The sequence below is a fragment of the Paraburkholderia sp. NPDC080076 genome (assembly GCF_050281145.1).
In the GTDB taxonomy this organism is placed as follows: domain Bacteria; phylum Pseudomonadota; class Gammaproteobacteria; order Burkholderiales; family Burkholderiaceae; genus Paraburkholderia.
Window position 1 is genome coordinate 1,125,950 of record NZ_JBNNWQ010000001.1, and the last position, 26,114, is coordinate 1,152,063.

A 26,114-nucleotide genomic window follows, 5' to 3' on the forward strand; every position below is an offset into this window, starting at 1 on the left:
GTGACGGATTGCGCCACACTTTACACGTTGCATCTTCAATGAGTCGTGCCGTTGCGTCGCAAATAGCGGTACACCGTATTGCGCGCCAATCCCAGCTCGCGTGCCGCCGCTGACACATTGCCGTCGAGCCGTTCGAGCGTTTGCGCGATCAGCGTGGCCTGCCATGCCTCCATCTTGCTGGACGCCGGCTGCCCCTGCGCTTGCGCCGCGGCGCGGACCTCATCGCAGGATTCTGAGCCCGCAAGCGCTGCCAGTGATTTCACGCGCGGCTCAGCCGCGATGTCGACGCAATCCTGCAAGAAGTCCTCGGGCAAATCGTCGAGTTCGATCTGTTCCGCGCCTTCGGCCATGATGCTCGCGGTGCGCAACACGTTGGCCAGTTGCCGCAGATTGCCCGGCCAGCGGCATTGCGCGAATCGTTCGAGCACTTCGGCGGAGACGCGCCGCGGCAGGCGTTCGCCGTCGGCTTGCAATTCCAGTATGCGCGTGACGAGCACACGAAGATCCGTGCGCTCGCGCAGCGTCGGCAAGGTCAGGACGAGTCCATTGATCCGGTAGTACAGGTCTTCGCGGAACGTGCCGGCTTCGATCATCGCGCGCAGGTTGCGGTGGGTCGCGCAGACGATGCGCAAATCCACCGGAATCGCCCGGGTTCCGCCGAGCGGCACGACGTTACGCTCCTGCAGCACGCGCATCAGACGCACTTGCTGGGCGAGCGGCATGTCGCCGATTTCATCGAGGAACAGCGTGCCGCCGTCGGCCTGCACGATCTTGCCGATGCTGCCGCGTTTCTTCGCGCCGGTGAACGCGCCGTCTTCGTAGCCGAACAACTCCGCCTCGATCAGCGTATCCGGCAACGACGCGCAATTCAGGGCGATAAACGGCGCGGCCCGGCGCGGCGAATCGTGATGGATGGCGCGCGCCAGCCACTCCTTGCCGGTGCCGGTCTTGCCGAGCACGAGGATCGGAATATCGCGGCCCCGCAGTTTGGCGACACGCCGCAGGATCGCGGCGATTTGCGCGTCGCCGGTGTCGAGCGTTTCAAGCGTGGCTAGCGGCGCGGGATCGATGCAGCGCGGCGCATGACGCGCCTCGCCGGACAATGGCGCGCGCGAAGTGCCGGCGAGGCTTTCCGTCGGTCCGACGTAGCGTGGCAGCGTATATTCGCCGCGCGCCACCACGCGCACGCCGCTCGGCAGCGTCAACAGAATGCTCTCGCCCGGTGCGCGCGCGATCTGCTGCAACAGCCTCGCGAAGGCCACGCCGAACAGCGCATCGAACGGTTGCCGTTGCAGCTCGGCGAGCGGCTGCCCGAATTGAAACAGCGCGCTGCGATTGGCCGACAGAAACGTGCCGTCCGGCGCGAACGCCGCGAGCCCTTCGAACAGGGTGCCGATGAATTCCGCGCGCGCGTGAAAGTGCACGCGAATCGCGTCGACGAATTGATTGGAGAACAGATGATTTTCGATCATCTGCGCCGACATCCTCACCAGCGCGAGCGTGTGCTTATGAAATCCGCGCGTGTCGCCGCTCACGTCGAGCGCGCCGATAGTGCGCCCGAACGGATCGGCAATCGGCGCGCACGAGCACGTGAGAATCCGGTTGGCGTGCAGGAAGTGTTCGCCGGCGTGCACGACGGTCGGCTGGCCATCGACGAGCGCGGTGCCGATCGCATTGGTGCCGCGATCCGCTTCGGCCCACGACACACCCGTACACAGCGCGACGCGATTGGCCTTTTCGACGAAGTCGCTGTCGCCGAGACTGTGCAGGATCACGCCGTGATTGTCGGTGAGCAGCACCATGCTTTGCGTATCGACGATCTGCGCATGCAGCGTCTCCATGACGGGAAGCGCATGCGTGAACAGCGATTGATTGCGATCGACGAGCTCACGCAGCGCAGGCCGGGGCAGCGGATGAAAGTCCGGCGTCTCCGACGCGCGCAGGCCGATTTCGAGCGAGCGGGCGTGAGCTTGCGCGATGACATCGGGCCGACCCACAGTGGGCGGCGTGGCGGAACGTTGGGTCAAGGCATGTCTCCGGTGAAACGGACACGGCGGGTACGTTGCCCTCCGCTCGATGCCGCAGCGCAACATGCGCGCCCACGGCCGAACACCGATATTACAGGACGAATCGCGCGGCGCACGGCAGGGAAAAAACGGAGGCCGTGCGGCGCCGCATGCCTCAAAAAAACGCGCGGGGCACCAAAATCAGGCAAACAAAAAGGAAAACTTGCGCCGTGGCCGAACTCGTCTAAAGTGAATCAAATCACCTCCGCGGGCCGCGAACTATTCCGCCGCCGCAATCAGGTGACGAGCCCGCGTCGTCAGCATTGGACAAGGAGGTTGTGGGCGAGCGACGCGATCAGACGCAACCGGCTTGCGCACTACCAGGCTACACCATGCGCAGCACCTACCTTCCAGGTGAACACCCATGCAGATCCTATTCCCGAATGAAACTCCTGAATATTCAGGTCGCGAACTCACCTTGGCGTTCCCGGCGATGGTCGATGGGCAGAGGGTGGAATGCATGATCACGGCGGAGGCACTGGAAGACCACTACGGCGCCGCATCGCCGCGTCTGGAAGACATGGTCGGCGCGTTCGACGCGCACCGCGCCAGGATCGAAGCGGCCACGCGACGCCTGATATCGGAAACGAGAGCGCAATGTCTCGTGCTGAGAAGCGGCTATGTGCGCTTCTACGAAGCCAATTGGCGTAATTGACTGAAGGCGTTTCCGACGTCCTGTCGGTCAACGCCGCAAGCAGGAAAGCCGCGCAAGAAGCAGAAGGCGAGGAAACCCACGCGCGGCATCGATCATTCAAACCGTCCGCGGCCAGCCGTGCCGCCGGCGTCCCAACTTGCGCGCGAGTGCGCTCAAATCATCCGCCGCAGCGTCCGATCCTTCAACACCACGTGATGCGCGATCGCGGCCAGCGCGTGCAAGCCGATCACCCAGTAGAAGGCATTGCCGAGCCACTCATGCACGGTCTTGAGCAATGGCCGCGCGACGGGATCGGCGCCGACCAGCGTGTAATCGATGTTGACCCACGCCAGCGTGACCGGATGTCCGCCGGTGTTGATCATCAGGATGCCGAGCAGCGGCTGGACGAAGATGAAAATGTACAATGCGAGGTGCGCGGCCCGCGCCAGAAAGGCGAGCAGCCGGTTGCTGTCGACTTCGGCGGGCGCGCCGGCCCACAGTCGCCAGAGCAGACGCAAACAGGCCAGCCCCAGCACCAGCGTGCCGCACCAGAAATGCACGCTGCTCCAGAACGCGCGGCTGTCGCTGCCCTTGGGGCCGCGAATCTCGATCGCCAGATAAGCCAGCGCGATCAGCAGAAACATGGCCCAGTGAAAGAAAATGGCGGGCGCCGTATAGCGGTCCGAGGTGCGGCTGTAAGACATGTAGGGGACTCCCGTGTCCAGGTCGATCGTTTTATTAATCGTCAGATGATAAACGGTGCCCGACCGGAATGGGCACCGCGAATAAAACCGTCGTTGATCCAGACCCGGGTTTGGCCGACGAGCGTCCGCGCCGCGCCTACTCGCTGCCGAGATAGAAATAGCGGAACAGGAAAATCGCCGCGATGATCCATACCACCAGCTTCACCTTGCGCGCCTGGCCGGTCAACAGCTTCAGGCCCGCATACGAGATGAAGCCGAACGCGACGCCATTGGCGATCGAATAGGTGAAGGGCATCAGCAGCGCGGTGAGCGCGGCCGGCACGACTTCGGTGGCGTCGTCCCACGGCAGGTCGAGCATTTCGCGCAGCATCAGGCACGACACGTACAGCAGCGCCGGCGCCGTCGCATAGCCGGGCACCACACCCGCCAGCGGCGCGAAAAAGAGCGCCGCGAGGAACAGCACGGCCACGGTGATGGCCGTCACGCCCGTGCGTCCGCCGGCTTGCACGCCCGACGCGCTTTCGATGTACGCGGTGGTCGACGAAGTGCCCAGCATCGAGCCGGCCAGGATCGCAGTGCTGTCCGCAAGCAGTGCGCGGTTAAGGCGGTGCATCTTGCCTTCCACCAGCAGCCCGGCGCGATTGGCCACGCCCATCAGCGTGCCGGTCGCATCGAACAGCTCGACGAGGAAGAACACGAGGATCACGTTCAGCACACCGCCCGACAGCGCGCCGCGAATGTCGAGCTGGAACAGCGTCGGCGAAATGGACGGCGGCGCGGAGACGATGCCGTGGAACTGATTGCCGCCGAAGAAAAAGCTCAACACCGTCACGCCGACAATCCCGATCAGGATCGAGCCGCGCACCCGCAGATGATCCAGCGTCACGATCGCGAAGAAACCGATCACCGCGAGAATCACGTGCGGGTTGTGCAGATCGCCAAGCGTCACGAGCGTGGCCGGACTGCCGACCACCACGCCGGCCGACTTCAGCGAAATGATCGCGAGAAAGAGGCCGATACCGCCGGTGATGGCAATGCGTATCGAATGCGGAATGCCGTTGACGATCACCTCACGCACGCGAAACAGCGTGACGATCAGGAACAGGCAGCCGGAAATGAACACCGCGCCGAGCGCGGCCTGCCAGGTGAAGCCCATGCCTTTCACGACGGTGTACGCGAAGTACGCGTTCAGCCCCATGCCCGGCGCGAGCGCGATCGGATAGTTCGCGTAGAGACCCATGATCAATGACGCGAGCGCGGCCACGATGCAGGTCGCAACGAACACGGCGTCCTTCGGCATGCCGGCGTCGCCGAGAATCGCCGGGTTGACGAAGATGATGTAGGCCATCGTCAGGAAGGTGGTCAGTCCCGCGAGCACTTCGGTGCGCAGGTTGGTGCCAGCGGCTTCGAAGCCGAAGTAGCGTTTTATGGAGTCCATGAGGCGGGTCTCTCGTCGTTCAGAAAGCGTTTCTTGTGGTTGGGACGGTGAAGGCGCCGCGTCGCCGGGGCTGCGGGCGCTGGGGTCACGGGCGGATTGTAGTCAGGATTGGCGGCGGTGTGCCGCATTGTGTGGTTGAGCGGCTGTGTAAACGCTCATTCGGCGGGCGGTTCGTCGGGAGATTGTGGCGCCGATGCATCAGGCTGCGGCCGTTGGCGCGCCAGCCAGCGATCCAGTTCGCCCGCGAAGCTCTTACTGTCGCGTTGGCTGAAGGCCGAAGGGCCGCCGGTATCGACGCCGCTGCCGCGCAACTGGTCGAGCATCGACCGCATGCGCAGCCGTTCTTCGATCGTGCCGGGCGTGTACCAGTTGCCGCGCGGATCGAGCGCCTGGGCGTTTTTGGCCAGCACGGCGGCGGCGAGCGGGATGTCGGCGGTGATCACCAGATCGCCGGCGGCGACACGTTCGGCGATGAGGTCGTCGGCGGCGTCGAAGCCGGCCGGCACCTGGATCGCGCGGATCAACGGCGACGGCGGCACGCGCAGAAACGAATTGGCGACCAGCGTCAGCGTCATGCCGGTGCGGCGCGCGGCACGGTACAGCATGTCCTTGATCACGACCGGACAGGCGTCGGCGTCAACCCAGATTGACATGGTTCGGATTCCGGCGGCGGGTTGTCGAAGGGGCGAGATGATACCTTGCCAGCGCGCGGGGCGGCGCGGCAAGCGAATTTACGATGTTGCGGGGAAGCGGGGAAGCGGGGAAGCGGGGAAGCGGGGAAGCGGGGAAGCGGAAAACGGGAAACGGGAAACGGGAAAGGCATGTGGGGCTAACAGCGCCCGCGACCGTTGCAGTCGCAGGCAGCCCCGCATGCCACGCGGCAACTGGCGCTTACTGCGCCATCGTTCCACCCGATCCCTGCGCCCGCCGTTGCGCGACGATACGGCCGGCGCGTTGCGCATTCTCCGGGTAGTCGATCCAGTCGAGCGGATCGTAACCGGCTGCACGCCAGTCGGCCAGATCGGCCTTCACCTGGGCACGCGTTTTCGGCGCCGACGGATCGTAGGGCCGCGCCGAAGTCTGCGCAAACGCGGTGCTCATGCTCACGGCGGCCAACAGCGCGCCGAGTCCAACTCGAGAAACGATTTTCATGACGAGCTCCTATGGAGCGGTTAAAAACGACAGCGGTATTCTAGTTTTCATATGCATTTCGAGTAAGGCGATTGAAGGTAATGCACCATTTCGCCCAGCGAATCAAACCGGGCTGAATGATCCTGTGACTCAGGGCGGCGACGGTTTGCTGAAGCGGTCCAACACGGCGCTCAGCAGATCGATCGGCAGCGGGAAAACGATCGTCGAATTCTTGTCGGCGGCAATCGTCGTGAGCGTTTGCAGGTAGCGCAACTGCATCGCCTGGGGCTGGCGCGAGAGCGTCTGCGCCGCTTCCAGCAGGTGCTGCGAGGCCTGCAATTCGCCTTCCGCGTGAATCACCTTGGCGCGCCGCTCGCGCTCGGCTTCGGCTTGACGGGCAATCGCGCGGATCATCGTTTCGTTGATATCCACGTGCTTGATTTCCACGATCGATACCTTGATGCCCCATGCGTCGGTCTGCGCGTCCAGCACTTTCTGGATATCGGCGTTCAATTGCTCGCGATCCGCCAGCAGTTCGTCGAGTTCGTGCTTGCCGAGCACCGCGCGCAGCGTCGTTTGCGATAACTGGCTGGTCGCTTCAAAGTAACGCGCCACCTGGATCACCGCTTTCTCCGGATCGACCACGCGGAAATACACCACCGCGTTGACCTTCACCGAGACGTTGTCGCGCGTGATCACGTCTTGCGGCGGCACGTCGAACACGACGGTGCGCAGATCCATGCGCACGGCCTGCTGCACGATCGGAATGATCAGCACGAGGCCCGGTCCCTTGACCTTCCAGAAGCGCCCGAGCATGAACACGACGCCGCGTTCGTACTCCCGAAAAATCCGTATCGATGAGGCAATCAGCGCGGCCACCAGCAGAATCAGAATGCTGCTGAAGCCGAATGTGAAACCGATCATGAGCTTTCTCCTTGTTGTCGTGCTTCCGCGGGCACCACGGTCAACGTCAGGCCGCGCCGCGCCGTAACGCGCACCGCATGGCCCGCCGCAACCGGGGCCGTGCTGGACACCCGCCAGCGTTCCCCATGCACTTGTGCCCAACCGCCCAGCGCGCCATCCGCGGTGAGGTCCGCCGGCGACAGGCCGCCGTCGAGCACCACGCCGACGCTGCCGATCAGCGCTTCCGAACCCGTCACCACCGGACGCCGCCGCGCGTGCAACGCGAGTCGCGATACGCCCAGCACGAACACCACACTGAACACGGCCACGGCGGCGATCATCGGCAGAGGGATGCCGTAGCCGGGCACGTCGGTATCGATCAGCATCAGCGCGCCGATCACGAACGCGACCACGCCGCCGAAGCCGAGCGAGCCGAAGGTCGGCAGAAACGCCTCGCCGATCAGGAACGCTATGCCGAGAAAGATCAGGCCGAGGCCGACGTAGTTGATCGGCATCATCTGCATGGCGAAGAGGCCGAGCAGCAGGCTGATCGCGCCGACCACGCCGGGTAGCACGAAACCTGGATTGGCGAATTCGAAGAACAGGCCGTACATGCCGATCATCAGCAGGATCAGCGCGACGTTGGGATCGGTGATCACGGCGAGGAAATGGCTGCGCCAGTCGGCTTCGAGCGTGACGATCGGGGCGTTGGCCGTATTGAGCTTGACGTTGCCCGCGCCCGTGACGATCGTGCGACCGTCCAGTTGGCGCAGCAGGTCGGGTACATCGCGCGCATTCAGATCAACGACGTGCTGTGCGAGCGCGTCCGCCGCCGACAGGCTCACGGCTTCGCGGACCGCACGCTCGGCCCAGTCGGTGTTGCGCCCGCGCATCTGGGCGAGGCCGCGAATATAGGCGGCGGCATCGTGGACCTGCTTGCGCAGTTCAGTCGACTGGGTGTCGAGCGGCAGGGCGCTGGCGGAGCCGGTGGGCGCGGATGCCGCGGGTTTTGCCGACCCGCCGCTGCCACCGCCACCGCCACCGCCAATGCCGGGCAAGCCCGGCGTTCCGCCGCCCCCCGGCGGCTCAGCGCCGCCAATGCCCATCTGGATCGGCGTCGCCGCGCCGAGGTTGGTGCCCGGCGCCATCGCCGCAATGTGGCTCGCATAGACGATATACGTGCCGGCGCTCGCCGCACGCGCGCCACTCGGGGCAATGAACGTGGCGACCGGCACGGGCGAGGCGAGAATCGCCTTGATGATCTGCCGCATCGACGTATCGAGCCCGCCCGGCGTATCGAGTTGCAGCACGGCGAGCTGCGCGCGATCGTCAGCGGCATGCTGCAGACTGCGCACGATGAAGTCGGCGCTGGCCGGACTGATCGCCCCGTTCACGGGAATGACGACGACGCTGTTGGGGGCGACGGCGGCGCGAAGTGGGACATTAGCGACATTCAATTCGCATGACGCGAATCCAAACGTCAAAAGCACGCCGAGCACGGTCATGCCGCGCATCAACCGGCCCACGACATCGCCACGGATAAGCGACATGCGCGAGCCAGACTGCCGGAACGGGAGACGTGGATACGTGCTCATCGCTGACGGCTGCCGCGCGCGGTCAGGGCGTATCGACCGGCGCGGGCCGATACCCCAAAAGAAGGCTGGCCTGCTCCTTACAGCTTAGTCCGATTCCGCCCGGCGCGTGAAATCCGCGCGCGCCGGCCGGTAATCGGTCGGCCGCATGCCGGTCCACTTGCGAAACGCGCGATGAAACGCGCTCGGTTCGGCAAAGCCCACCGAGGTCGCGATGTCGGCGATGGTGCGGTCGGTGTCCTGCAGTTCGCCGATCGCGATGTCGCGCCGCAGGTCGTCCTTGATCGACTGGTACGTATAGCCTTCCTGTTTCAAACGCCGCCGCATGGTGGCCTCGGCGACGTGCAGGCGATCGGCCATCTGATCGGCGGCGGGCCAGCCGGCCATCGGCATGGCGCGCAGCATCTTGCGCACGCGCGCCGCGAGCGAGCCGGGATTGCGGTACTTGACGATGAAGCTGCCGGGCGCATCGCGCAGGAAGGGCTTGACCGATTTGGTCGTCTGAATCACGGGCAGGTCGAGAAACGCCGGCGCGAGGTCCACGTACGACTCGGCCTGATCGAAGCTCATCTGATCGCAAAACATCAGCCGGTACTCGTGCGCGGCGGGCGGCTCGGTGCAGCGAAAGCGCGCCTCGAGCAACGGAATGCGCCGCCCGACCAGCCAGCACAACAGCCCGTACACGAGGATGAAGTAGGTCGCGTAGGCGAACATGGCCGGCGGCGGCGCGCCGGCGTTTTCCACGAAGCGCAGGCGCACGCGCTGCGCGTCCGTTTCGACCCGCACGCCGAGATCGTCCAGCACCAGACGCATGAAACCGACCGCGCGCGCCAGCGCCTGGGCGCCATTGCGCGCGGTGAGCGCCGTCTGCGTCATGGCGATGAAGCTGCCGCTTTTCATGCGATGCGAATCCTGGCCGAAGAACTCGTCGTCCATCGCGCGCGCAATCGCCGCCCACAGCGCGCCGTATTGCGCCGACGACACCCGGCTTTTCTGCGACGCCAGCATCGGCGCCGCGATGCCGGCGGCTTCGGCAAGCGGCAGCGCGTCGAGGCCGCGCGAGCGCGCCAGCGCGAGCGCTTCGTCGACCATGCTGACGGAAATCGTCCCTTTATCGTTTTTCATGCGTGTCCGGCTTTACGGAGAATCTGGCAAAAGCGCTCAGCGTTTTCCTTGTGGCGATTCGCCAAGTGCCTGAAATCGTGGATATATGCGGCCTCATATCGTACCAGCATGGCAAATGCGCTCAATCAGAATGATCGGGCTGAGCATCGAACCTGTCCGGCGGCTTGCCTACACTGGGCCTCAACCGATCGCGCACAGCCTGCCTTGGGCGACGCCGCCGCGAGGCGCGGCATGAGCCGCGATCACACGCACAGCACAGGACCGAGCGCCATGGACAGCTTCTACACCGACGAACAACGGATGATCCGCGACGCCGCTCGCGACTTCGCCACCGAGCGGCTCGCCCCGCATGCAGGTCAATGGGACCGCGACGCGCAACTGCCCGCCGAGGTCGTCAAGCAGATGGGCGACCTTGGTTTTCTCGGCATGATCGTGCCGGCGGAGTGGGGCGGCTCCTACACGGACTACGTGGCCTATGCGCTCGCCCTCGAAGAGATCGCCGCGGGCTGCGCCGCGTGTGCCACGCTGATGAGCGTACACAACTCGGTCGGCTGCGGGCCGCTTCTCAACTTCGGCACGGAAGCACAAAAAGACCGCTATTTGCAGGACCTCGCGACCGGCCGCCGCATCGGCGCGTTCTGTCTGACCGAGCCGCAGGCCGGCTCGGAGGCGAACAATCTGCGCACGCGCGCCGTGCTGCGCGACGGCAAGTGGATTCTCAATGGCAGCAAGCAGTTCGTGACCAACGGCTCGCGCGCCGACCTTGCGATCGTCTTCGCCGTCACCGATCCCGAGCGCGGCAAGCGTGGTCTGTCGGCCTTCATCGTGCCGACCGATACGCCGGGTTTCAACGTCGGCAAGCCGGAACACAAGCTCGGCATTCGCGCCTCCGACACCTGTCCGATTTCGCTCGACGACTGCGCCGTGCCGGAAGCCAATCTGCTCGGCGAGCCGGGCGAAGGCTTGCGCATCGCGCTGTCGAATCTCGAAGGCGGCCGTATCGGCATTGCCGCGCAGGCGGTCGGCATCGCGCGGGCCGCGTTCGACGCCGCGCGTCTCTACGCAAACGAACGCATCCAGTTCGGCAAGGCGTTGAAGGAGCATCAGACTATCGCCAACATGCTCGCCGACATGGCCACGCGCCTGAACGCCGCGCGCCTGCTCGTGCATCACGCGGCGCGGCTGCGCACGGCGGGCAAGCCCTGTTTGTCGGAGGCTTCGCAGGCCAAGCTGTTCGCGTCGGAACTGGCCGAGGAAATCTGCTCGAACGCGATCCAGATTCACGGCGGCTATGGGTATCTCGAAGACTACGCGGTGGAGCGCCATTACCGCGACGCGCGCATCACGCAGATTTACGAAGGGACCAGCGAAGTGCAGCGCATGCTGATCGCGCGGCACGTGTAAATAGAAGTGAGGCTGGTTTTGAGTGCAAAATAGCTTGCCCGCCGAGTAGAAAGCAGTGCAACGCGGGACAAAAAAAGCGGAGCGCATACCGCGCCACCAGGAGACGACGATGACTGCAGCGAAGGCCTTTTTCGACGCGCGCGACCTGTTATTGCGCCATCGAACCGACTACGACCGCGCGTACCGCGAATTCGCGTGGCCGGCACTAGGCGAGTTCAACTGGGCGCTCGACTATTTCGACGTAATCGCGCGCAATAACGACAATCCCGCTCTGTGGATCGTCGACGATCCCGCCAGCGACGGCCTGCGCCTGTCCTACGCGCAGATGTCGGAGCGCTCGGCGCGCATGGCGAATTTCCTGCGCGGCATGGGCGTGGGCCGCGGCGACCGTCTGCTGCTGATGTTGCCGAACCGCGTCGAACTGTGGGACGTGATGCTCGCGGCCATGAAGCTCGGCGCGGTCGTGCTGCCCGCCACCACCCAGCTTTCCGCCGACGACGTGCGCGACCGCGTGCAGATCGGCGGCGCGAATTTCGCGGTGGTCGATAGCGCGGAGCTGGCCAAATTCGATGCGCTCGAAGCGCCGCTCACACGCCTGTCGGTGGGCACGCCGCGCGAGGGCTGGATCGATCTCTCCGCGGCCTATGACGCATCGCCGCAATTCACGCCCGAGGGCGTCACGCGGGCCACCGATCCGATGCTGTTGTACTTCACATCAGGCACGACCTCGAAGCCCAAGCTGGTCGAACATACGCACCAAAGCTATCCGGTCGGCCATCTGTCGACGATGTACTGGATCGGTCTGCAACCGAACGACATCCATTGGAATATCAGCTCGCCGGGCTGGGCCAAGCACGCGTGGAGCTGCTTCTTCGCGCCGTGGAATGCGCAGGCCTGCGTGTTCGTTTTCAACTTCCCGCGCTTCGTGCCGAAAGACACGCTGAACGCGCTGGTGCGTTTCAACATCACCACGCTGTGCGCGCCGCCGACCGTCTGGCGCATGCTGGTGCAGGAGCATCTCGCCGACTACCCGGTCAAGCTGCGCGAAATCGTCGGCGCCGGCGAGCCGCTGAATCCCGAGGTCATCGAGCGCGTGAAACACGCGTGGGGCATCACGATACGCGACGGTTTCGGCCAGACCGAGACCACCTGTCAGATCGGCAACTCGCCGGGCCAACCGGTCGTGGCCGGTTCGATGGGGCGCCCGCTGCCGGGCTACACCATCGAGCTCATCGATGCCGACGACCAGCCCGTCACCGAAGGCGAAATCGCGCTGCCGCTGGCCGAACGGCCGCTCGGTTTGATGACCGGTTACGCGAACAACGCCAACGCTACCGCGCAAGCCATGCGCAACGGCTTCTACCGCACGTCCGACGTCGCGCTGCGCCGTGACGACGGCTACTACGTCTATGTCGGCCGCGCCGACGACGTCTTCAAATCGTCCGATTACCGCCTGAGTCCGTTCGAACTCGAAAGCGTGCTGATCGAACACGAGGCGATCGGCGAGGCCGCCGTGGTGCCGAGCGCCGACGCTCTGCGTCTGTCGGTGCCCAAGGCGTTCGTCACCGTGCGCCAGGGTTACGAAGCCGGCCCCGAACTCGCGCGCGCCGTGTTCGCGTTCTCGCGCGAAAAGCTCGCGCCGTACAAGCGGATTCGCCGCCTGCAATTCAGCGAGTTGCCCAAGACCATTTCCGGCAAGATTCGCCGCGTCGAATTGCGGCGCCGCGAAATGGAGCGCGAGGCCGAGCCCGCGCGCCTGCCTGATGAGTATTGGGAAGAAGATTTCCCGGATCTGCGTTGATTTTATTTGTCCCCAGTCACTGTCCGGCCGCCTCGCGGCCACTGCAGAGGAGTTTCAGCATGAGCGCAATTGCTGCCGTTGCCACCGTCAAGTTGCTGATCAACGGCGAGTTCGTCGAATCGAAGACCAGCGAATGGCGCGACATCGTCAATCCCGCCACGCAAGAGGTGCTGGCGCGCGTCCCGTTCGCCACCACCGATGAGGTGAACGAAGCCATCCGTTCCGCCCACGCCGCGTTCAAGACCTGGAAGGACACGCCGATCGGTGCGCGCATGCGCATCATGCTGAAGTACCAGGCGCTGATTCGCGAGCATATGCCGCGTATCGCGAAGACCTTGAGCGCGGAACAGGGCAAGACGATTCCCGATGCCGAAGGCGATATCTTCCGCGGCCTCGAAGTGGTCGAGCACGCATGCTCGATCGGCACCTTGCAGCAGGGCGAATTCGCGGAGAACGTGGCGGGCGGCGTGGACACGTACACGCTGCGGCAACCGATCGGCGTGTGCGCCGGCATCACGCCGTTCAACTTCCCGGCGATGATCCCGCTGTGGATGTTCCCGATGGCGATCGTATGCGGCAATACGTTCGTGTTGAAGCCTTCCGAGCAGGACCCGCTCTCGACCATGCAACTGGTCGAACTCGCGCTCGAAGCCGGTGTGCCGAAGGGCGTGCTGAACGTGGTGCACGGCGGCAAGGAGGTGGTCGACGCGCTCTGCACGCACGAACTGGTTAAGGCGATTTCGTTCGTCGGTTCGACGGCGGTCGGCACGCACGTGTACCGCCTCGGCAGCGAGCACGGCAAGCGCGTGCAATCGATGATGGGCGCGAAAAACCACGCCGTGGTGCTGCCCGATGCGAACCGCGAGCAGACGCTGAACGCGCTGGCCGGCGCAGGATTTGGTGCAGCGGGACAGCGCTGCATGGCAACCTCGGTGGTCGTGCTGGTGGGCGCGGCGCAGCAATGGTTGCCGGACCTGGTCGCCAAGGCCAAGACGCTGAAAGTCAACGCGGGCAACGAACCGAACACGGACATCGGCCCGGTGGTTTCGCGCGCGGCAAAGCAACGCATTCTCGGCCTGATCGAAGCCGGCGTGAAAGAAGGCGCCACGCTCGCGCTCGACGGTCGCGGCGTAAAAGTGCCGGGCTACGAGCAAGGCAACTTCATCGGCCCGACGGTCTTTAGCGACGTCACCACCGAAATGGAAATCTACCGTCAGGAAATTTTCGGGCCGGTGCTGGTGGTGCTGAACGCGGCAACGCTCGATGACGCGATCGCGCTGGTCAACCGCAATCCGTTCGGCAACGGCGTGGGCCTCTTCACGCAGAGCGGCGCGGCGGCACGCAAATTCCAGAGCGAGATCGATATCGGTCAGGTCGGCATCAACATTCCGATTCCGGTGCCGGTGCCATTCTTCAGCTTCACCGGTTCGCGCGGCTCGAAACTCGGCGATCTCGGCCCGTATGGCAAACAGGTCGTGCAGTTCTACACGCAGACCAAGACCGTCACCGCCCGCTGGTTCGACGACGACACCGTCAACGACGGCGTCAATACGACCATCAGCCTGCGCTGAGTCACGCGGCTTCTGAAGACTGGAGACGAGATCATGAAAATAGGCTTTATCGGACTCGGCAACATGGGTGCGCCGATGGCGCACAACCTGCTCAAGGCGGGCCACGCGGTCAACGTGTTCGACCTCAACGCGCAAGCCGTGCAGGCGCTCGTCGATGCGGGCGCGAAAGCGGCCGGTTCGCCGAAAGCGGCGGTGACCGACGCGGAATGCGTGATCACCATGCTGCCCGCCGCCGCCCATGTGCGCAGCGTGCTGACCGCGGACGACGGCATCTTCGCCGGCATCGCGAAGGGCGTGACCATTATCGATTCGAGCACGATCGATCCCGCGAGCGTGAAATCATTCGCCGAACTCGCGCAGCAACACGGTAATACTTTTGTCGACGCGCCTGTGTCCGGCGGCACTGGCGGCGCGGCGGCCGGCACGCTGACCTTCATGGTCGGCGGCAGCGCGAGCGCGTATGAGCAGGTCAAGCCGGTACTCTCGGCGATGGGCAAGAACATCGTGCATTGCGGCGATACCGGCACGGGCCAGGTCGCGAAGATCTGCAACAACCTCGTGCTCGGCATCACGATGGCGGGCGTGGCCGAAGCCATGTCGCTCGGCGAGGCGCTCGGCATCGACGCGAAAGTGCTGGGCGGCATCATCAATACGTCGACCGGGCGCTGCTGGAGTTCGGACACGTATAACCCGATGCCCGGCGTGATCGAGACGGCGCCCTCCACGCGTGGTTATACCGGCGGCTTCGGCACGGATCTGATGCTCAAGGACCTGGGGCTCGCCACCGACGCCGCTAAAACCGCGCGTCAACCGCTCTATCTCGGCGCGCTCGCGCAACAGCTTTACCAGACGATGAGCACGAAAGGCGCGGGACGTCTCGATTTTTCCGCGGTCATCAAGCTGTATCGCCAGGACGGCAAGGACGGAGGCGCGGCATGATCGAACTCGACTACGCGCACGACGGCGCCGTCGCGCAACTCACCCTCAAGCGGCCGCCCGCCAACGCGTTCACGCCCGAGGGCTTGTTGCAATTGCAGCAGACCGTCGAGCGCCTGAACGGCGAGGCGCGCGTGCGGGCGATCGTGATTACCGGCGACGGCCCCAAGTTCTTCAGCGCGGGCGCCGACCTGAACACGTTCGCCGACGGCAACCGCGAAGTCGCGCGTACCGCGGCGGCGCGTTTCGGCGCGGCGTTCGAGACCTTGCAGAACGCGCGGCCGGTGGTGATCGCGGCGATCAACGGGTATGCGATGGGCGGCGGGCTCGAATGCGCGCTCGCTTGCGATATTCGCATCGCCGAACAACATTCGTTGCTGGCGTTGCCCGAGACGGCAGTCGGCTTGCTGCCCTGTGGTTGCGGCACGCAGACGCTGCCGTGGCTGGTCGGCGAAGGCTGGGCCAAGCGGATGATTCTGACCGGCGAGCGCGTCGATGCGGCGACGGCGTTGCGCATCGGTCTGGTCGAAGAAGTGGTGGAGAAGGGCGCGGCGCGCGAGGCCGCGCTGACCATGGCGGCGCGTGTCGCTACGTTGAGTCCGCAGGCGGTCGGCTTCAGCAAGACGCTGATTCATCAGGGGCGCAACGGCGTGCCACGCGCGGCGGCGCTGGCGCTGGAGCGCGAGCGCTTTGTCGATCTGTTCGACGGCGCCGATCAGCGCGAAGGCGTCAATGCGTTCCTCGAAAAGCGCACGCCGCGCTGGCAGGTGACGCAGGCCGCGCTGGCGGATTCCTCGCAGCAGGAGACGCGTTGATGAGTGCATTGCAAAGCGTCATAGCCGAAACGAGCCTCGAAGCGGAACGCGAGATCCTGTTTCGCGTGGTGAATCGCGTGGCGATCATTACGCTGAACCGTCCCGCCGCGCTCAATGCGCTTTCGCATGCGATGGTGCGCGAGCTTGCCGTGCTGGTCGAGCATTGCCGCACCGACGACGGCATCGTCGCGCTCGTGCTGAAAGGCGCGGGCGCCAAAGGTTTCTGCGCGGGCGGGGACGTGCGCGAAGTGCAGCGGCTCGCGAAGAACGGCGACAGCCGGTGGCTCGCGTTCTTCGTCGACGAATACCGGCTCGACAATGCGCTGCACACCTTTCCGAAGCCGGTGGTCGCGTTGCTCGACGGCATCGCGATGGGCGGCGGCATGGGGCTCGGCCAGGGGGCGCGGCTGCGCATCGTGACCGAGCGCAGCAAGATCGCCATGCCGGAGACGCGCATCGGCTTTCTGCCGGACGTCGGCGCGACACGCTTTCTGAGCGTGATGCCGGCGGAGCTCGAGCTATATGTCGGGCTGACCGGCGCGACCTTGTCCGGTGCCGATGCGTTGCGCCTGCAACTAGCCGATCTGTGCGTGCCGGCCGAATGGCTCGCCAGTTTCGAAGAGCGACTGCAGCGCATGCCGCTCGAAGGCGATCTGATGGCCGCCTTGCGCGGCGTGTTCGAGCCACCGTGCAATATCATTCCGCACGCGCCGCTGGCCGTGTTCACGCAACTGATCTTGCGGCATTTCGACCGCCGTTCGAGCGTCGAGCGGATGGTCGCGACGGTGCGGCACGACCTGGAGCGCGAGCCGCCGCGCGAGGTGAAGCAGTGGTTGCAATCCATCTACGATGCGCTGACCAGCCATTCGCCCACCATGCTTTACGTCACGCGTGAGGCGCTTTTGCGTGGGCGGCAGATGAGCCTGGCCGAGTGCTTCCGCATGGAGTTGGGTATCGTCAAACGCGTGATCGAGGAGGGTGACTTCTGTGAAGGCGTGCGAGCCCAGTTGATTGATAAGGATCGCAAGGCGCGCTGGGCGCCTGCCACGCTCGCCGAGGTGCGGCCCGAGCGCGTCAAACATTTTCTCGCCTCGCCGTGGAAGAGCGAGGCGCATCCACTGGCCGCGTTGGGCGCGCAGCAGGGGTGAAGTCGGGAGGGCACTGTGTGCAAGCGCCGCTGAAGGAAGCCGCGCTGCGTCTGGCCGAAGGCGGCATCAAGGTCGTGGTGGTGGCCGGCCAGCTGAACGATGCCGGCCTGACAGACTGAAGCATCTCCGCGCGGCGCCTTGCACAACAGCGCCGCGCGAGACACGCAATCAACTTTCGCCGACCGCTTCAGCATGCAACATCCCAGCCGCCGGCGCATCGCCTTGCGCGCCGCGTACGCGGGAAACCCACAATACGCCGGCCAGCGCGACCGCAACCGAAGCCCAGCCGACCGTTCCGTAACCGATGATCTGGCCGCTCGGCGAACTGCTGAGCATCAAGCCGCCGATCCATGCGCCGCATCCCGTGCCCAGTGCCTGGAGCGCACTGTTCGCACTGAGAAAAGCGCCGCGCCGGGCAGGCTCGGGCACGGTGGTCAGCAGTGCCTGCATGGGCACCATGCGCCCGGACATCAGCACCATGAAAACTGGGAAGAACATCACCAGCGCGTAAAACGGCAGATTCGGCAGATGTGTGACGAACAGCACCGGCACAAACGCGAGTACCGCCGCGATCCGGAACACGCGCCGCGTGCCGTAACGATCCGCGAGTCCGCCCACCCGGCGCGAAGTGAAGAACGTCGCTGCGCCACCGGCCATATAGAGCCATGACAATTGCTCGGGCGCCACGCCGTGATTGGCGACCAGCACTGGCGAAATGAACGGAATCACCAGCATGTGCGCGACCATCATCATGAAGGTCAGCGCAAACGCATTCAGATGCCGCGGGTTGCTCAGGAGCCGCCACAAATCCGGCAGCACTTCCGCGAGCGGCGGCTGACGGCGGTTCAAATGCTCCGCCAGCGATGGCACCAGTTGCCGTCCCGCCGTCCACACGAGCAGCGACAGCGCCACCAGCAGGAAGAACGGCGCCGCCCAGCCGAAGTGCGCGCCGAGCATCACGCCGGCCGGCACGCCCGCAATCGCCGCGAGGGAAAAGGCGGTCATGATCGTGCCGGTGGCGGCGCCGCGGCGTTGAACCGGAATCACGTCGCCGACGATCGCCATGATCACCGAGCCCAGCACGCCGCCCGTGATGCCCGCGAACGCGCGAGCGGCCAGCAACAGCGGAAAGCTGCTCGCCAGCGCGCACGCCAGGTTCGACAGCGCGAACAGCGCATACATGGTCAGCAGCAGACGGCGCCGGTCGAAGCGGTCAATATAGGTCGCGGCGAACAGTCCCGACAGTCCCGAGCACCACGAATACGCCGACACGGCCGTCGCGAATGCAGCCGGCGTGATCGCGAACGCGTGCATGATCTGCGGGCCGAGCGGCATCATCACCATGAAGTCCATGATGATGGTGAACTGCGTCAGCGCGAGCAGCCACAGCAGGCGGCGTTCGTGCTTTGCGCTTATTGAGTACATCGATCGATTCCTTGTTGTTGTTTTTGGAAGCACAGTGCTCGCGCGACTCGCGCCGCCGGCGGATCGCACGCGCCTCAAGACGCATGTGATCCGCGGACGGCCGACACTCAATCGTCGAGCGTTTCGTGCACCGCTTCGGCGCCCTGTTTCCAGTAGCTGGCCGCGCGAATGCGTGATTTGTCGACGCCGCGTTCCGTGCACAGGTGATAGCGCACTGCGCGCATCGTCGCGGCTTCGCCGGCTGCCCAGACATAGCCTTCGCCGTTTTCGGGCAGGTAGGTGTCGCGCACGGCCTGCAGCAAGGCCTCGCCGCGCACACCCGCTTCGCTGCGATAGCGCCACACGAGATGCAACTCGGCCTGCGTCGTGAATTCGATCTGCGCCGACGGATCGGCCACTTCGATCACGGCCGCGACGCGCTTGCCGGCCGGCAGCTCTTCGAGACGCCGGGCGATGGCGGGCAACGCGGTATCGTCGCCGATCAGCAGATGCCAGTCGAAATCCTTAGGTATCACGAGCGAACCGCGCGGGCCGCCGATACCGAGATACTGGCCCACTTTGGCTTGCGCCGCCCACGTCGCCGCGGGGCCCGCTTCGTGCATTGCAAACTCGATGTCGAGTTCGCCCGCCTCGCGATCGAAGCGGCGCGGCGTGAAATCGCGCGCGATCGGACGTGGCTGGCCGGCGGGAAACACCGGACCGTCGGGGCCCGCTTCAGGCAGCACCGGCTTGTCCGCGCCGGGTTCGGGGAAGAACACCTTGAGGTGGTCGTCGAACGAAGCGGAGACGAAGTCGTGCAGATCTTCGCCAGTGAATGTGACGCGGATCAGATGCGGGGTCAGCGCGCGCACCTGCTTGACTTGCAGCAGACGGAACTTCAGCGGATGGCGTACGCGGTGGACTGCGAGGTCGGTTTGATTGTCAGCTTGGTGGTCTTTAGTCGGCATAAGAGTGGTGCTCCTGTCGACCAGAGGTTGGCGCTTGAGCGCCTTGCTCCGGTCCCATGCAAGATGGTTGCGGTTGGTTCGATGGGCGCGCGCTCACGCACGGGCGGCGCTCCCGGCGCGCAAGCGCACGCGGGAACGGGCGGCACGATTTCAACGGGCCGCTTCGCCGCCGTTGCCGTTTTCGCTGTTGTCCGGTTTGACTTCGCTTTCGATTTCTTTCGCCGCGCGCATCAGAATTTCAGCGATGCGGCGCTGCTGCGCCGCCGACGCGTTGTCACGGCGCAGCAACGCGTGCTTCAGCGCGCGGCGCGCTTCGTTCAGCTCGGGCAGCCAGCCGCCTTCGCTGATGTCGGCCGGCTCTTCGCCTGCAAACGCGCGGCGCACCGAATCCATCTTGCGGGCGATATGGCTCAGCTTGGCCAGCATCAATTCGACGCGGTCGCGGTTGGCGGCCAGATATTCGCGGCCCGTTTCCGACAGTTCGTAGCGCTTGCGGTTGCCTTCGAGTTGCACGGTCACGTAGCCGAGTTCTTCCAGATACGTGAGCGCCGGATAGACCATGCCCGGGCTCGGACTGTAAAAGCCGTTCGAGCGCGTTTCGAGCGCCTTGATCAGTTCGTAGCCGTGGCTCGGCTGCGTGCCGATCATCGACAGGAGCAGCAGTTGCAGGTCGTCGGAACTGAATTTGCGGCCGCGCGGAAAACCGTCGCCGTCGCCGCCGAAGCCGCCCGGGCCGCCGCCGAAGCGCCCGCCACGCCCGCCGCCGCGATGCTCGTGATGACGGCCGATGGCGTGCCACAACGCGTGCAGCGAGAAGCGGTCGTAGCCGTGACGGCCAGGGCCGCCGCGCAGGTCGCCACGGAATTCGTCGCGGTCACTGCGGCCGCGTTCGCCGCGACGGCGTTCGAAGCCGTCACCGGGTGCTTCGCCGCCGCGCTCGCCGCGATAGTCGTGGTGATGGGCAAAGGCGTGCCAGAACGCATGGAGTGCGCCGCGTTCGTGGCTGGTGTAGAAAGTGTCGTCCGTTGGGCGCGGACGCGAAAAACGGTGTTGATGACGCATCTTGGTACTCCCGCTTGTGTCTTAAGATGTGTCTTAAGATATATATCTAAAGATAGTTTGTCAAATCCCTTTTTTGCGATTTATGGGCGTGCAACACAGTCTGCGGGATCGAAAGAACGGCTGTTTAGATACGACAAAACATGCGGCAAAGCGGAATTTCATGGTGCGGCGCACAGTTTTTGGCGTGGCTGATCTGCAGGTGGGCCCGATAGAGAGACGAGAGTTGAGGCTCCTGTGGCTCGCGTTGGCCACGCTTGCAACGTATGGGCGTTTCTCGTCTTGCCCATTTTCCAGTTTGCACGCAACTCTTTCGAATGGAAGAACGCGTACCACGCGCCTTGCAATGGATCGCGGGTTAAAGCCCAGTCCAGGGTCAGTGAACTCACACTTTCGACCCACTACGGACGTCGGACCAAGTCCTACTTAGCCGTCCGATTCCAGGATGCAGTGGTCATCACTCGCGGTCCGTGGCGTCGGGTCAGTGTGGCCCCGGATGGCGACTCATTGCACTTCGGAAGCCGCCTTTCACGCTGGGCCCGTTCAGGTGGCGTATGGATCGCGAATGCACAGGTTTCCAAAATTACTTGGGATCAACCCGGCACGGCTCAGCGACACCTCTTGTTACAGAACGGTTTGCTGCAGTGCACCCTCGGGTTTGCCCGGTTGTCGTGGACGGATGCGAAGCATAGCCTTCGTAATGATTTGGTAATAATTTATTCGCAGGTTGCCGGGTAAGCCAGCCGCTCTCGCGCTCTGCGCAATACGCACAGGTTTCACGACTGCGCTCCACACGCTGGCGTGTCAAACGATGCTCCGAATGACGACTGAAGTGTTGTGCGCTGTTCTCGCCGGCGCAGCTTCGACAAGCCTCGATCGAAGCGTGCGGTTTGACACAGCCGACATGGCCGCCGACGGTGGTCCTGCCCGGTGTGTGCATAGGTCGTGATGATTCCGGTGCGGCGCGGTCGGTTCCCCGCACGACCTTATTTTGATCGTCGAGCACCGACAGACGCGTTGCCCGACGACGCAAGGTAGCCCTTTTGATGCAGACCTAAGGTTGATCTAGATGAACTCCGCTGACTCCTCAGCCGAAAGCGCGCATCACCTGTTTCGTTGTCGCCCGTATCTGGCTGCTGCTGCGATAGCACTGACATTGTCTTCGTGCGGGGGTGGTTGGGACTGTCTGGACGAGGGCACTTGCTATACGGTCGGTGGCAGCCTCTCCGGGCTTCTCGCCAACAGTTCGGTTACCCTTCAAGACAACGGCACCGACAATCTGACGCTGAGCAACAACGGGGGATTTTCGTTTAACAACACGGTGGACAGCTCCCGCAACTTTAGCGTTACGGTTCTAACCCAGCCGGTCGGGCAGTCATGCACTATCTACCACCAGGATGGAAGCGGCTACGGCCCCGCCGACGCAAATGTTAACGTCGTCTGTACCCCAAACAGTCATACCTTGGGTGGCACCCTGAATGGTCTCGCCCCGGGTACGACCATCACGCTGCAGAACAACGGCGCGAATTCCCTCGCTCTCGCAGCTAACGGCAGTTTCAACTTTCCCACGAAGGTGCGCTACGGTGATGCTTATTCGGTTACGGTCTCGGCGCAACCGATCCCACCAACGCGGACGTGCGTAGTGACGAACGGCACCGGCACCGTCCCGGACGGCGACATCTCCAATGTGAGTGTGACATGCCAATAACGCTGCGATGATGCAAACGTCCAGTCGTGTTGGCTGTACGCAGGGCGCCGCTGGCGAGCAACGCTGACGGCGACCTGGATGTGCCCTTCTTTGTCGGCCGCAATCGTTACCGCCCTTACTGGCACGGATTGCCTCTCACCGTTGCGACCATATCCTTGCATGCAGCGGGCGACCATCCTTATTTCAACTGCCCGGTCCAAGAACGGCGACGTGGGCGATTGGCGATTCGACCCAGCCCTTGCAAAAGCCGATAACTGGATGCGCCGACCGAAACAATTCGGTCCCGTGGCGCCCGGCGATCAACTTGTGCGATTTCTGCCGAAAGACACGATTATGGAGGTCACGAGCGGCGCTCACAGCACCTCGGGCCATTGCGACTGTATTTTCGCAGTTGGGCGGACCGTCTTAGAGATCCGACACGCACACGCTGCCAAGCTCCGATTGTCGACAATCTTCATCGGAACGCCGATCGTCTCTAACTGGGCCGGTCACTGCCGGCCGTCGATTGGCGACACGCGACCCGGAGCGGAATTACAAGCTGTGGAATTCGAAGGCCGAGAGCGGTCGCTCAACACCAGTTGCCGAAACGGGTTCTGCCATGGTCGCGCGGCGATCAATCGAGGCTAGCCAGAACCTACTCCGAATAGAAACCCGAACCCACCAGGCCTGGAACTCCGTCGATCTTCACTGCCTTCACATATGTCCATTTATGCGATGGCTGAGTCTGCCCTGGTCTCAGGAACATGTAGTCAACCCAGCCCGAACCCTTCGTTTCAACCGTCTGGATCATGGCGTCATGAAACGGCTTGCCGTTGGTATCTTTCTGACCGCTGACGTTGGTTCCCTCACGGGCGGGAAAGGCCGGATTCAACAAGACATTTTCCTTCAGATCGTAAACGAACAGATAGGTGTCGCCGTGGAACCACTCGCTCCCTTTGATTCTGAACTCCGAAAACGCGACCTTGCCTTTACTCCCGATCAACGCCGCGGCTTTGTCGACCAGCGCTTCGGTTTGTCTTGCTGTCTCGGACGTCGGGGGAGATGACTGAGAAAATGCAGGCGACGCGGGGCAGAATAATCCAACCAGTAGCAATACACTGGTAACGAGAGCTTTACCGTTCATACCAGTATCTCCAACGGTTGAGTTCTGCGCTGGCCCGTACATCGGTCGCGGCTTGGATGTGAGGCGCCTGCTCTGTATGCAAAAGACTAGTGCACGAAGCGCAGCCTGGCCAGCACCGTTTTACCACATCAATGTCGGCTCGATAGCGGACGGTTGCGAATGGCAGAAACTGGCCCGACCCGGCAATCCGACGCGCCTTAGTCGCTCAAAGCGGGCAAGCGGCACGACGGAACAGGCACGACCAAATTTGCGACCCGAACCTGCGGCGAGCAGTGGATGGGGCGCTCTCTGTCGGGCGGCTCGCCTTTCAGGCGCCCCGCAATGCGTCGATCTCTGCGCGAAGCGCTGCAACTACGCCAGTCCAATCGCCTCGCGTCGTTTGTCGAAACAACCGCGCCTTTGGGTACCACGGACTATCGCTTCGGTCGAGTTGCCATCTCCAGTCCGGCATGAACGGCAAAGCAATCCATACGGGTTTCCCAAGCGCCCCCGCCAAATGCGCCACAGCTGTGTCGACGCTGACGACGAGGTCGAGGCGAGCGATCAGCGCAGCAGTCTCAGCGAACGTGGTGAGCCGCCCGGAAGCATCGCGCAGCACCCCGCGCTGCTCAAGTTGCGCGAGGCACGCGCGATCACTGTCGCGTACATCCGGTTGCAACGCGAAGAAATCCGCGTCGGCATCGAACACCGGCTTCAGTTGCTCAAGCGAAATGGACCGATTGTGATCATTCAGATGCGTACGGCTTCCCGACCACACGATCCCAATGCTCGGCCGTCGAATGGAGCCTGTAAAAAAATCGTCCCATTGAGGGACAAGCGCACTGTCTGCCTGCACATATGCACCGGATAGCGCGAGATCGGGTGCACGAACCTTGAGCGCAAACGGCAGACTCAGGGTTGGAATGTGATAGTCGAAATGTGGCACTTGCCCTGTCTCACCGATGACTTCGGCCGCACCCCGATAATTTTGGAGGAGCGGCAACAGGGCATCCTGAACACGCAACACGACGTGAGCGCCAGCTGCACTGAGCCGATCCACAAAACGCACGAATTGCAGCGTGTCGCCGAACCCCTGCTCATGATGAACGAGCACTGTCCTGCCGTCTATCGGTTGGGTGCCAGTCCATAGGGTGTTCTGCGGAAAACCGTGGCTGCAGGTGCCATCACGCCAACGCCATTCGTATTCGCGCCAGCCGTGTTCGAATTCGCCGAGCAGCAAATTCGTCTGAGCTCGATTGGTGCGCGCGCCGGCGTCGTTCGGATCGATGGAAAGCGCCTTCTTGAATTGAAGCAATGCCTCATCAAAGCGCCGGAGATCTCGCAACGCGACCCCGAGATTAACGTATGCGCGTACGAAACGCGGCTTGAGCGTGATCGCCTGCCGGTAGGCATCCAGTTCGTCCTCATAGCGTGCCATCGTACCGAGCAGCGTTCCACGGTTGTAATGCGCTTCGGCTGATTGTGGCTGGATCTTGCACAGATGCACCAACAGCTCAAGTGCCCGCTGCGATTCGCCAAGCTGTATCAGCGACATTGCGGCACCGTACAACGAGGCGGCATGGTTCGGAAACTGGGTCAGGCAGCGCTCGAACAGCGCTATCGCAGCATCGTGACGCTGCGCCAACTGACACACCTGCGCGGCGAAGTTCAGTTGATCCATAGACATTGACATGTGCGCCGATGCCTGCATCAGGTACTCCGCCGCGCATGCATGATCGCCCTGGTTGGCGGCGATATAACCGAGACCTGCAAGAGCTTCGCCGTGGTCGGGGACGCTCGCCAGAATGCCGAGCAGCAGACCTGCGGCATCGTCGAGCCGACCGGCCATGAGGTTCTCCTGCGCGGCGGCGAGAGCGTGTTCAATATCGTGATTCATGGCGCTGGAGGCTGGAGCAAAGTACGATCTGTCGCGGGATTCGAAACGACTCATTGTACGGGACCGCGTATAGCGAGTCTCCAGAGCGAAGCGATGGTAGCGTCGGTTACCTGCATATGCAAACACCAAAGTGTTCCCGCCAGCGTCGAGCTGTTTAATCAGCGGTTTCGATCGCTACGCAAGATAGATAAGCCTCAGCGGCCGTCTTAAGCTGAATCGGAAACGGACGGTCGTAGCTTAAGTTTCGGTGGCTGGTTCTGGCCGGTTGCTCTCCCTGAGCTATGACGCCACAAAGCGGCCACTTGCCCGGGCGAATCGTTCCGCGGTGCGGACCCGCGCCGCATGGCGATGCGGTCCTGAAACTCGGCTCCTTGGGGACGATCAGTTAATCACGGTCAACCCGCGGCCAAGACGCTGATCGACCCGATCAAGTCCCCTGTCGCGACATGGTCCAGTTTCGCTATTAGCAAGACCGGCGGATCTTCGACGCTAATCACGAAGTTCGCCGATGGCAGGGTCACGACCGACAAGCCCCATTTTGATTAGTGGGTGACTGAGGCAAGCAAAGTGCATTGAGGCTGCAGACTTCCTCCATGCCGGTCGGCACACCACTCGCGACACGAATGAAAAGGCTCCCGATGCACTGGGAGCTAGTTCATCTCGGTCCATACGGGACTAGAACCCGCGACCAACGGATTAAACGGTTGG

21 protein-coding genes are annotated in these 26,114 nt (G+C 63.6%); 8 read left to right on the plus strand and 13 right to left on the minus strand.

Annotation, left to right across the window (positions count from 1 at the left end):
* Nucleotides 1–35 precede the first annotated feature (35 nt).
* Nucleotides 36–2,027: a sigma-54-dependent Fis family transcriptional regulator gene (locus ACQKRQ_RS05095; protein ID WP_427475475.1), complete on the minus strand. Its 1,992-nt coding sequence runs from the start codon at nt 2,025–2,027 to the stop codon at nt 36–38.
* Between the two features lie 403 nt (nt 2,028–2,430).
* Here ACQKRQ_RS05095 and ACQKRQ_RS05100 point away from each other — a divergent pair, with 403 nt between their 5' ends.
* The gene (locus ACQKRQ_RS05100) at nt 2,431–2,721 is read left to right on the plus strand and encodes a DUF1488 domain-containing protein (protein ID WP_132377457.1); all 291 of its coding nucleotides are present in this window, start codon (nt 2,431–2,433) and stop codon (nt 2,719–2,721) included.
* Nucleotides 2,722–2,873: 152 nt separating this feature from the next.
* Here the strand turns inward: ACQKRQ_RS05100 and ACQKRQ_RS05105 are convergent, their stop codons facing one another.
* From ACQKRQ_RS05105 to ACQKRQ_RS05135, 7 genes are all read right to left on the minus strand, one after another.
* The gene (locus ACQKRQ_RS05105) at nt 2,874–3,404 is read right to left on the minus strand and encodes a cytochrome b (RefSeq protein ID WP_408178108.1); all 531 of its coding nucleotides are present in this window, start codon (nt 3,402–3,404) and stop codon (nt 2,874–2,876) included.
* A gap of 136 nt (nt 3,405–3,540) precedes the next feature.
* Complete coding sequence (locus ACQKRQ_RS05110; protein ID WP_408178107.1) at nt 3,541–4,842, minus strand: NCS2 family permease; 1,302 nt, start codon at nt 4,840–4,842, stop codon at nt 3,541–3,543.
* A gap of 155 nt (nt 4,843–4,997) precedes the next feature.
* Complete coding sequence (locus ACQKRQ_RS05115; RefSeq protein ID WP_427475478.1) at nt 4,998–5,495, minus strand: YaiI/YqxD family protein; 498 nt, start codon at nt 5,493–5,495, stop codon at nt 4,998–5,000.
* A 238-nt stretch (nt 5,496–5,733) separates the two neighbouring features.
* Nucleotides 5,734–5,994 carry a DUF4148 domain-containing protein gene (locus ACQKRQ_RS05120; protein ID WP_132377453.1) on the minus strand — a complete coding sequence of 87 codons (261 nt, stop codon included), beginning with the start codon at nt 5,992–5,994 and terminating at the stop codon, nt 5,734–5,736.
* A gap of 129 nt (nt 5,995–6,123) precedes the next feature.
* Nucleotides 6,124–6,897: a slipin family protein gene (locus ACQKRQ_RS05125; protein ID WP_132377452.1), complete on the minus strand. Its 774-nt coding sequence runs from the start codon at nt 6,895–6,897 to the stop codon at nt 6,124–6,126.
* A complete protein-coding gene (locus ACQKRQ_RS05130) occupies nt 6,894–8,471 on the minus strand; it encodes an NfeD family protein (RefSeq protein ID WP_427475481.1) in 1,578 nt (525 codons plus the stop codon). Before ACQKRQ_RS05130 ends, ACQKRQ_RS05125 begins: the two co-directional genes overlap by 4 nt.
* An 84-nt stretch (nt 8,472–8,555) precedes the next feature.
* Nucleotides 8,556–9,593: an AraC family transcriptional regulator gene (locus ACQKRQ_RS05135; protein ID WP_132377450.1), complete on the minus strand. Its 1,038-nt coding sequence runs from the start codon at nt 9,591–9,593 to the stop codon at nt 8,556–8,558.
* Between the two features lie 270 nt (nt 9,594–9,863).
* Between ACQKRQ_RS05135 and ACQKRQ_RS05140 the strand changes: the two genes are divergently transcribed.
* From ACQKRQ_RS05140 to ACQKRQ_RS05165, 6 genes are all read left to right on the plus strand, one after another.
* A complete protein-coding gene (locus ACQKRQ_RS05140; protein WP_132379340.1) occupies nt 9,864–10,997 on the plus strand; it encodes an acyl-CoA dehydrogenase in 1,134 nt (377 codons plus the stop codon).
* A gap of 109 nt (nt 10,998–11,106) precedes the next feature.
* Complete coding sequence (locus tag ACQKRQ_RS05145; RefSeq protein ID WP_427475483.1) at nt 11,107–12,798, plus strand: AMP-binding protein; 1,692 nt, start codon at nt 11,107–11,109, stop codon at nt 12,796–12,798.
* A gap of 59 nt (nt 12,799–12,857) precedes the next feature.
* Nucleotides 12,858–14,369, plus strand: coding sequence for a CoA-acylating methylmalonate-semialdehyde dehydrogenase (locus ACQKRQ_RS05150; RefSeq protein ID WP_427475485.1), 1,512 nt, complete (start codon nt 12,858–12,860; stop codon nt 14,367–14,369).
* A gap of 33 nt (nt 14,370–14,402) precedes the next feature.
* Nucleotides 14,403–15,308, plus strand: a complete 906-nt coding sequence (gene mmsB / locus ACQKRQ_RS05155) for a 3-hydroxyisobutyrate dehydrogenase (RefSeq protein WP_408432291.1) — start codon at nt 14,403–14,405, stop codon at nt 15,306–15,308.
* Nucleotides 15,305–16,120, plus strand: coding sequence for an enoyl-CoA hydratase (locus tag ACQKRQ_RS05160; protein WP_427475488.1), 816 nt, complete (start codon nt 15,305–15,307; stop codon nt 16,118–16,120). The genes mmsB and ACQKRQ_RS05160 overlap by 4 nt, the downstream gene beginning before the upstream one ends.
* Nucleotides 16,120–17,268 carry an enoyl-CoA hydratase/isomerase family protein gene (locus ACQKRQ_RS05165; RefSeq protein ID WP_427475490.1) on the plus strand — a complete coding sequence of 383 codons (1,149 nt, stop codon included), beginning with the start codon at nt 16,120–16,122 and terminating at the stop codon, nt 17,266–17,268. The genes ACQKRQ_RS05160 and ACQKRQ_RS05165 overlap by 1 nt, the downstream gene beginning before the upstream one ends.
* A 168-nt stretch (nt 17,269–17,436) precedes the next feature.
* Here ACQKRQ_RS05165 and ACQKRQ_RS05170 read toward each other — a convergent pair whose 3' ends face one another.
* The 3 genes from ACQKRQ_RS05170 to ACQKRQ_RS05180 all read right to left on the minus strand — a co-directional run bounded on the left by ACQKRQ_RS05170 (nt 17,437) and on the right by ACQKRQ_RS05180 (nt 20,702).
* The gene (locus ACQKRQ_RS05170) at nt 17,437–18,693 is read right to left on the minus strand and encodes an MFS transporter (RefSeq protein ID WP_427475492.1); all 1,257 of its coding nucleotides are present in this window, start codon (nt 18,691–18,693) and stop codon (nt 17,437–17,439) included.
* Nucleotides 18,694–18,800: 107 nt separating this feature from the next.
* Complete coding sequence (locus tag ACQKRQ_RS05175) at nt 18,801–19,640, minus strand: siderophore-interacting protein (protein WP_132377443.1); 840 nt, start codon at nt 19,638–19,640, stop codon at nt 18,801–18,803.
* 150 nt (nt 19,641–19,790) lie between these two features.
* Entirely contained in the window at nt 19,791–20,702 is a 912-nt protein-coding gene (locus ACQKRQ_RS05180) for a PadR family transcriptional regulator (RefSeq protein ID WP_427475494.1), read from the minus strand.
* Nucleotides 20,703–21,768: 1,066 nt separating this feature from the next.
* Between ACQKRQ_RS05180 and ACQKRQ_RS05185 the strand changes: the two genes are divergently transcribed.
* On the plus strand, nt 21,769–22,407 hold the full coding sequence (locus ACQKRQ_RS05185) for a hypothetical protein (RefSeq protein WP_427475496.1): 639 nt from the start codon (nt 21,769–21,771) through the stop codon (nt 22,405–22,407).
* A 634-nt stretch (nt 22,408–23,041) separates the two neighbouring features.
* Here ACQKRQ_RS05185 and ACQKRQ_RS05190 read toward each other — a convergent pair.
* Both ACQKRQ_RS05190 and ACQKRQ_RS05195 read right to left on the minus strand, forming a co-directional pair.
* On the minus strand, nt 23,042–23,530 hold the full coding sequence (locus ACQKRQ_RS05190; protein ID WP_427475497.1) for a cache domain-containing protein: 489 nt from the start codon (nt 23,528–23,530) through the stop codon (nt 23,042–23,044).
* A gap of 307 nt (nt 23,531–23,837) precedes the next feature.
* Nucleotides 23,838–25,406, minus strand: a complete 1,569-nt coding sequence (locus ACQKRQ_RS05195) for a tetratricopeptide repeat protein (protein ID WP_427475499.1) — start codon at nt 25,404–25,406, stop codon at nt 23,838–23,840.
* Between the last annotated feature and the right edge of the window lie 708 nt (nt 25,407–26,114).

Excerpts from the sequence above, each read along its gene's own strand:
- ACQKRQ_RS05180 (WP_427475494.1), bottom strand. The coding sequence starts at position 20,702 with ATGCGTCATCAACACCGTTTTTCGCGTCCGCGCCCAACGGACGACACT.
- ACQKRQ_RS05145 (WP_427475483.1), top strand. The coding sequence starts at position 11,107 with ATGACTGCAGCGAAGGCCTTTTTCGACGCGCGCGACCTGTTATTGCGC.
- ACQKRQ_RS05185 (WP_427475496.1), top strand. The coding sequence starts at position 21,769 with ATGAACTCCGCTGACTCCTCAGCCGAAAGCGCGCATCACCTGTTTCGT.
- ACQKRQ_RS05125 (WP_132377452.1), bottom strand. The coding sequence starts at position 6,897 with ATGATCGGTTTCACATTCGGCTTCAGCAGCATTCTGATTCTGCTGGTG.
- ACQKRQ_RS05110 (WP_408178107.1), bottom strand. The coding sequence starts at position 4,842 with ATGGACTCCATAAAACGCTACTTCGGCTTCGAAGCCGCTGGCACCAAC.
- ACQKRQ_RS05175 (WP_132377443.1), bottom strand. The coding sequence starts at position 19,640 with ATGCCGACTAAAGACCACCAAGCTGACAATCAAACCGACCTCGCAGTC.
- ACQKRQ_RS05170 (WP_427475492.1), bottom strand. The coding sequence starts at position 18,693 with ATGTACTCAATAAGCGCAAAGCACGAACGCCGCCTGCTGTGGCTGCTC.
- ACQKRQ_RS05195 (WP_427475499.1), bottom strand. The coding sequence starts at position 25,406 with ATGAATCACGATATTGAACACGCTCTCGCCGCCGCGCAGGAGAACCTC.
- ACQKRQ_RS05160 (WP_427475488.1), top strand. The coding sequence starts at position 15,305 with ATGATCGAACTCGACTACGCGCACGACGGCGCCGTCGCGCAACTCACC.
- ACQKRQ_RS05100 (WP_132377457.1), top strand. The coding sequence starts at position 2,431 with ATGCAGATCCTATTCCCGAATGAAACTCCTGAATATTCAGGTCGCGAA.
- ACQKRQ_RS05190 (WP_427475497.1), bottom strand. The coding sequence starts at position 23,530 with ATGAACGGTAAAGCTCTCGTTACCAGTGTATTGCTACTGGTTGGATTA.
- ACQKRQ_RS05140 (WP_132379340.1), top strand. The coding sequence starts at position 9,864 with ATGGACAGCTTCTACACCGACGAACAACGGATGATCCGCGACGCCGCT.
- mmsB (WP_408432291.1), top strand. The coding sequence starts at position 14,403 with ATGAAAATAGGCTTTATCGGACTCGGCAACATGGGTGCGCCGATGGCG.
- ACQKRQ_RS05130 (WP_427475481.1), bottom strand. The coding sequence starts at position 8,471 with ATGAGCACGTATCCACGTCTCCCGTTCCGGCAGTCTGGCTCGCGCATG.
- ACQKRQ_RS05105 (WP_408178108.1), bottom strand. The coding sequence starts at position 3,404 with ATGTCTTACAGCCGCACCTCGGACCGCTATACGGCGCCCGCCATTTTC.
- ACQKRQ_RS05165 (WP_427475490.1), top strand. The coding sequence starts at position 16,120 with ATGAGTGCATTGCAAAGCGTCATAGCCGAAACGAGCCTCGAAGCGGAA.
- ACQKRQ_RS05150 (WP_427475485.1), top strand. The coding sequence starts at position 12,858 with ATGAGCGCAATTGCTGCCGTTGCCACCGTCAAGTTGCTGATCAACGGC.
- ACQKRQ_RS05120 (WP_132377453.1), bottom strand. The coding sequence starts at position 5,994 with ATGAAAATCGTTTCTCGAGTTGGACTCGGCGCGCTGTTGGCCGCCGTG.
- ACQKRQ_RS05135 (WP_132377450.1), bottom strand. The coding sequence starts at position 9,593 with ATGAAAAACGATAAAGGGACGATTTCCGTCAGCATGGTCGACGAAGCG.
- ACQKRQ_RS05115 (WP_427475478.1), bottom strand. The coding sequence starts at position 5,495 with ATGTCAATCTGGGTTGACGCCGACGCCTGTCCGGTCGTGATCAAGGAC.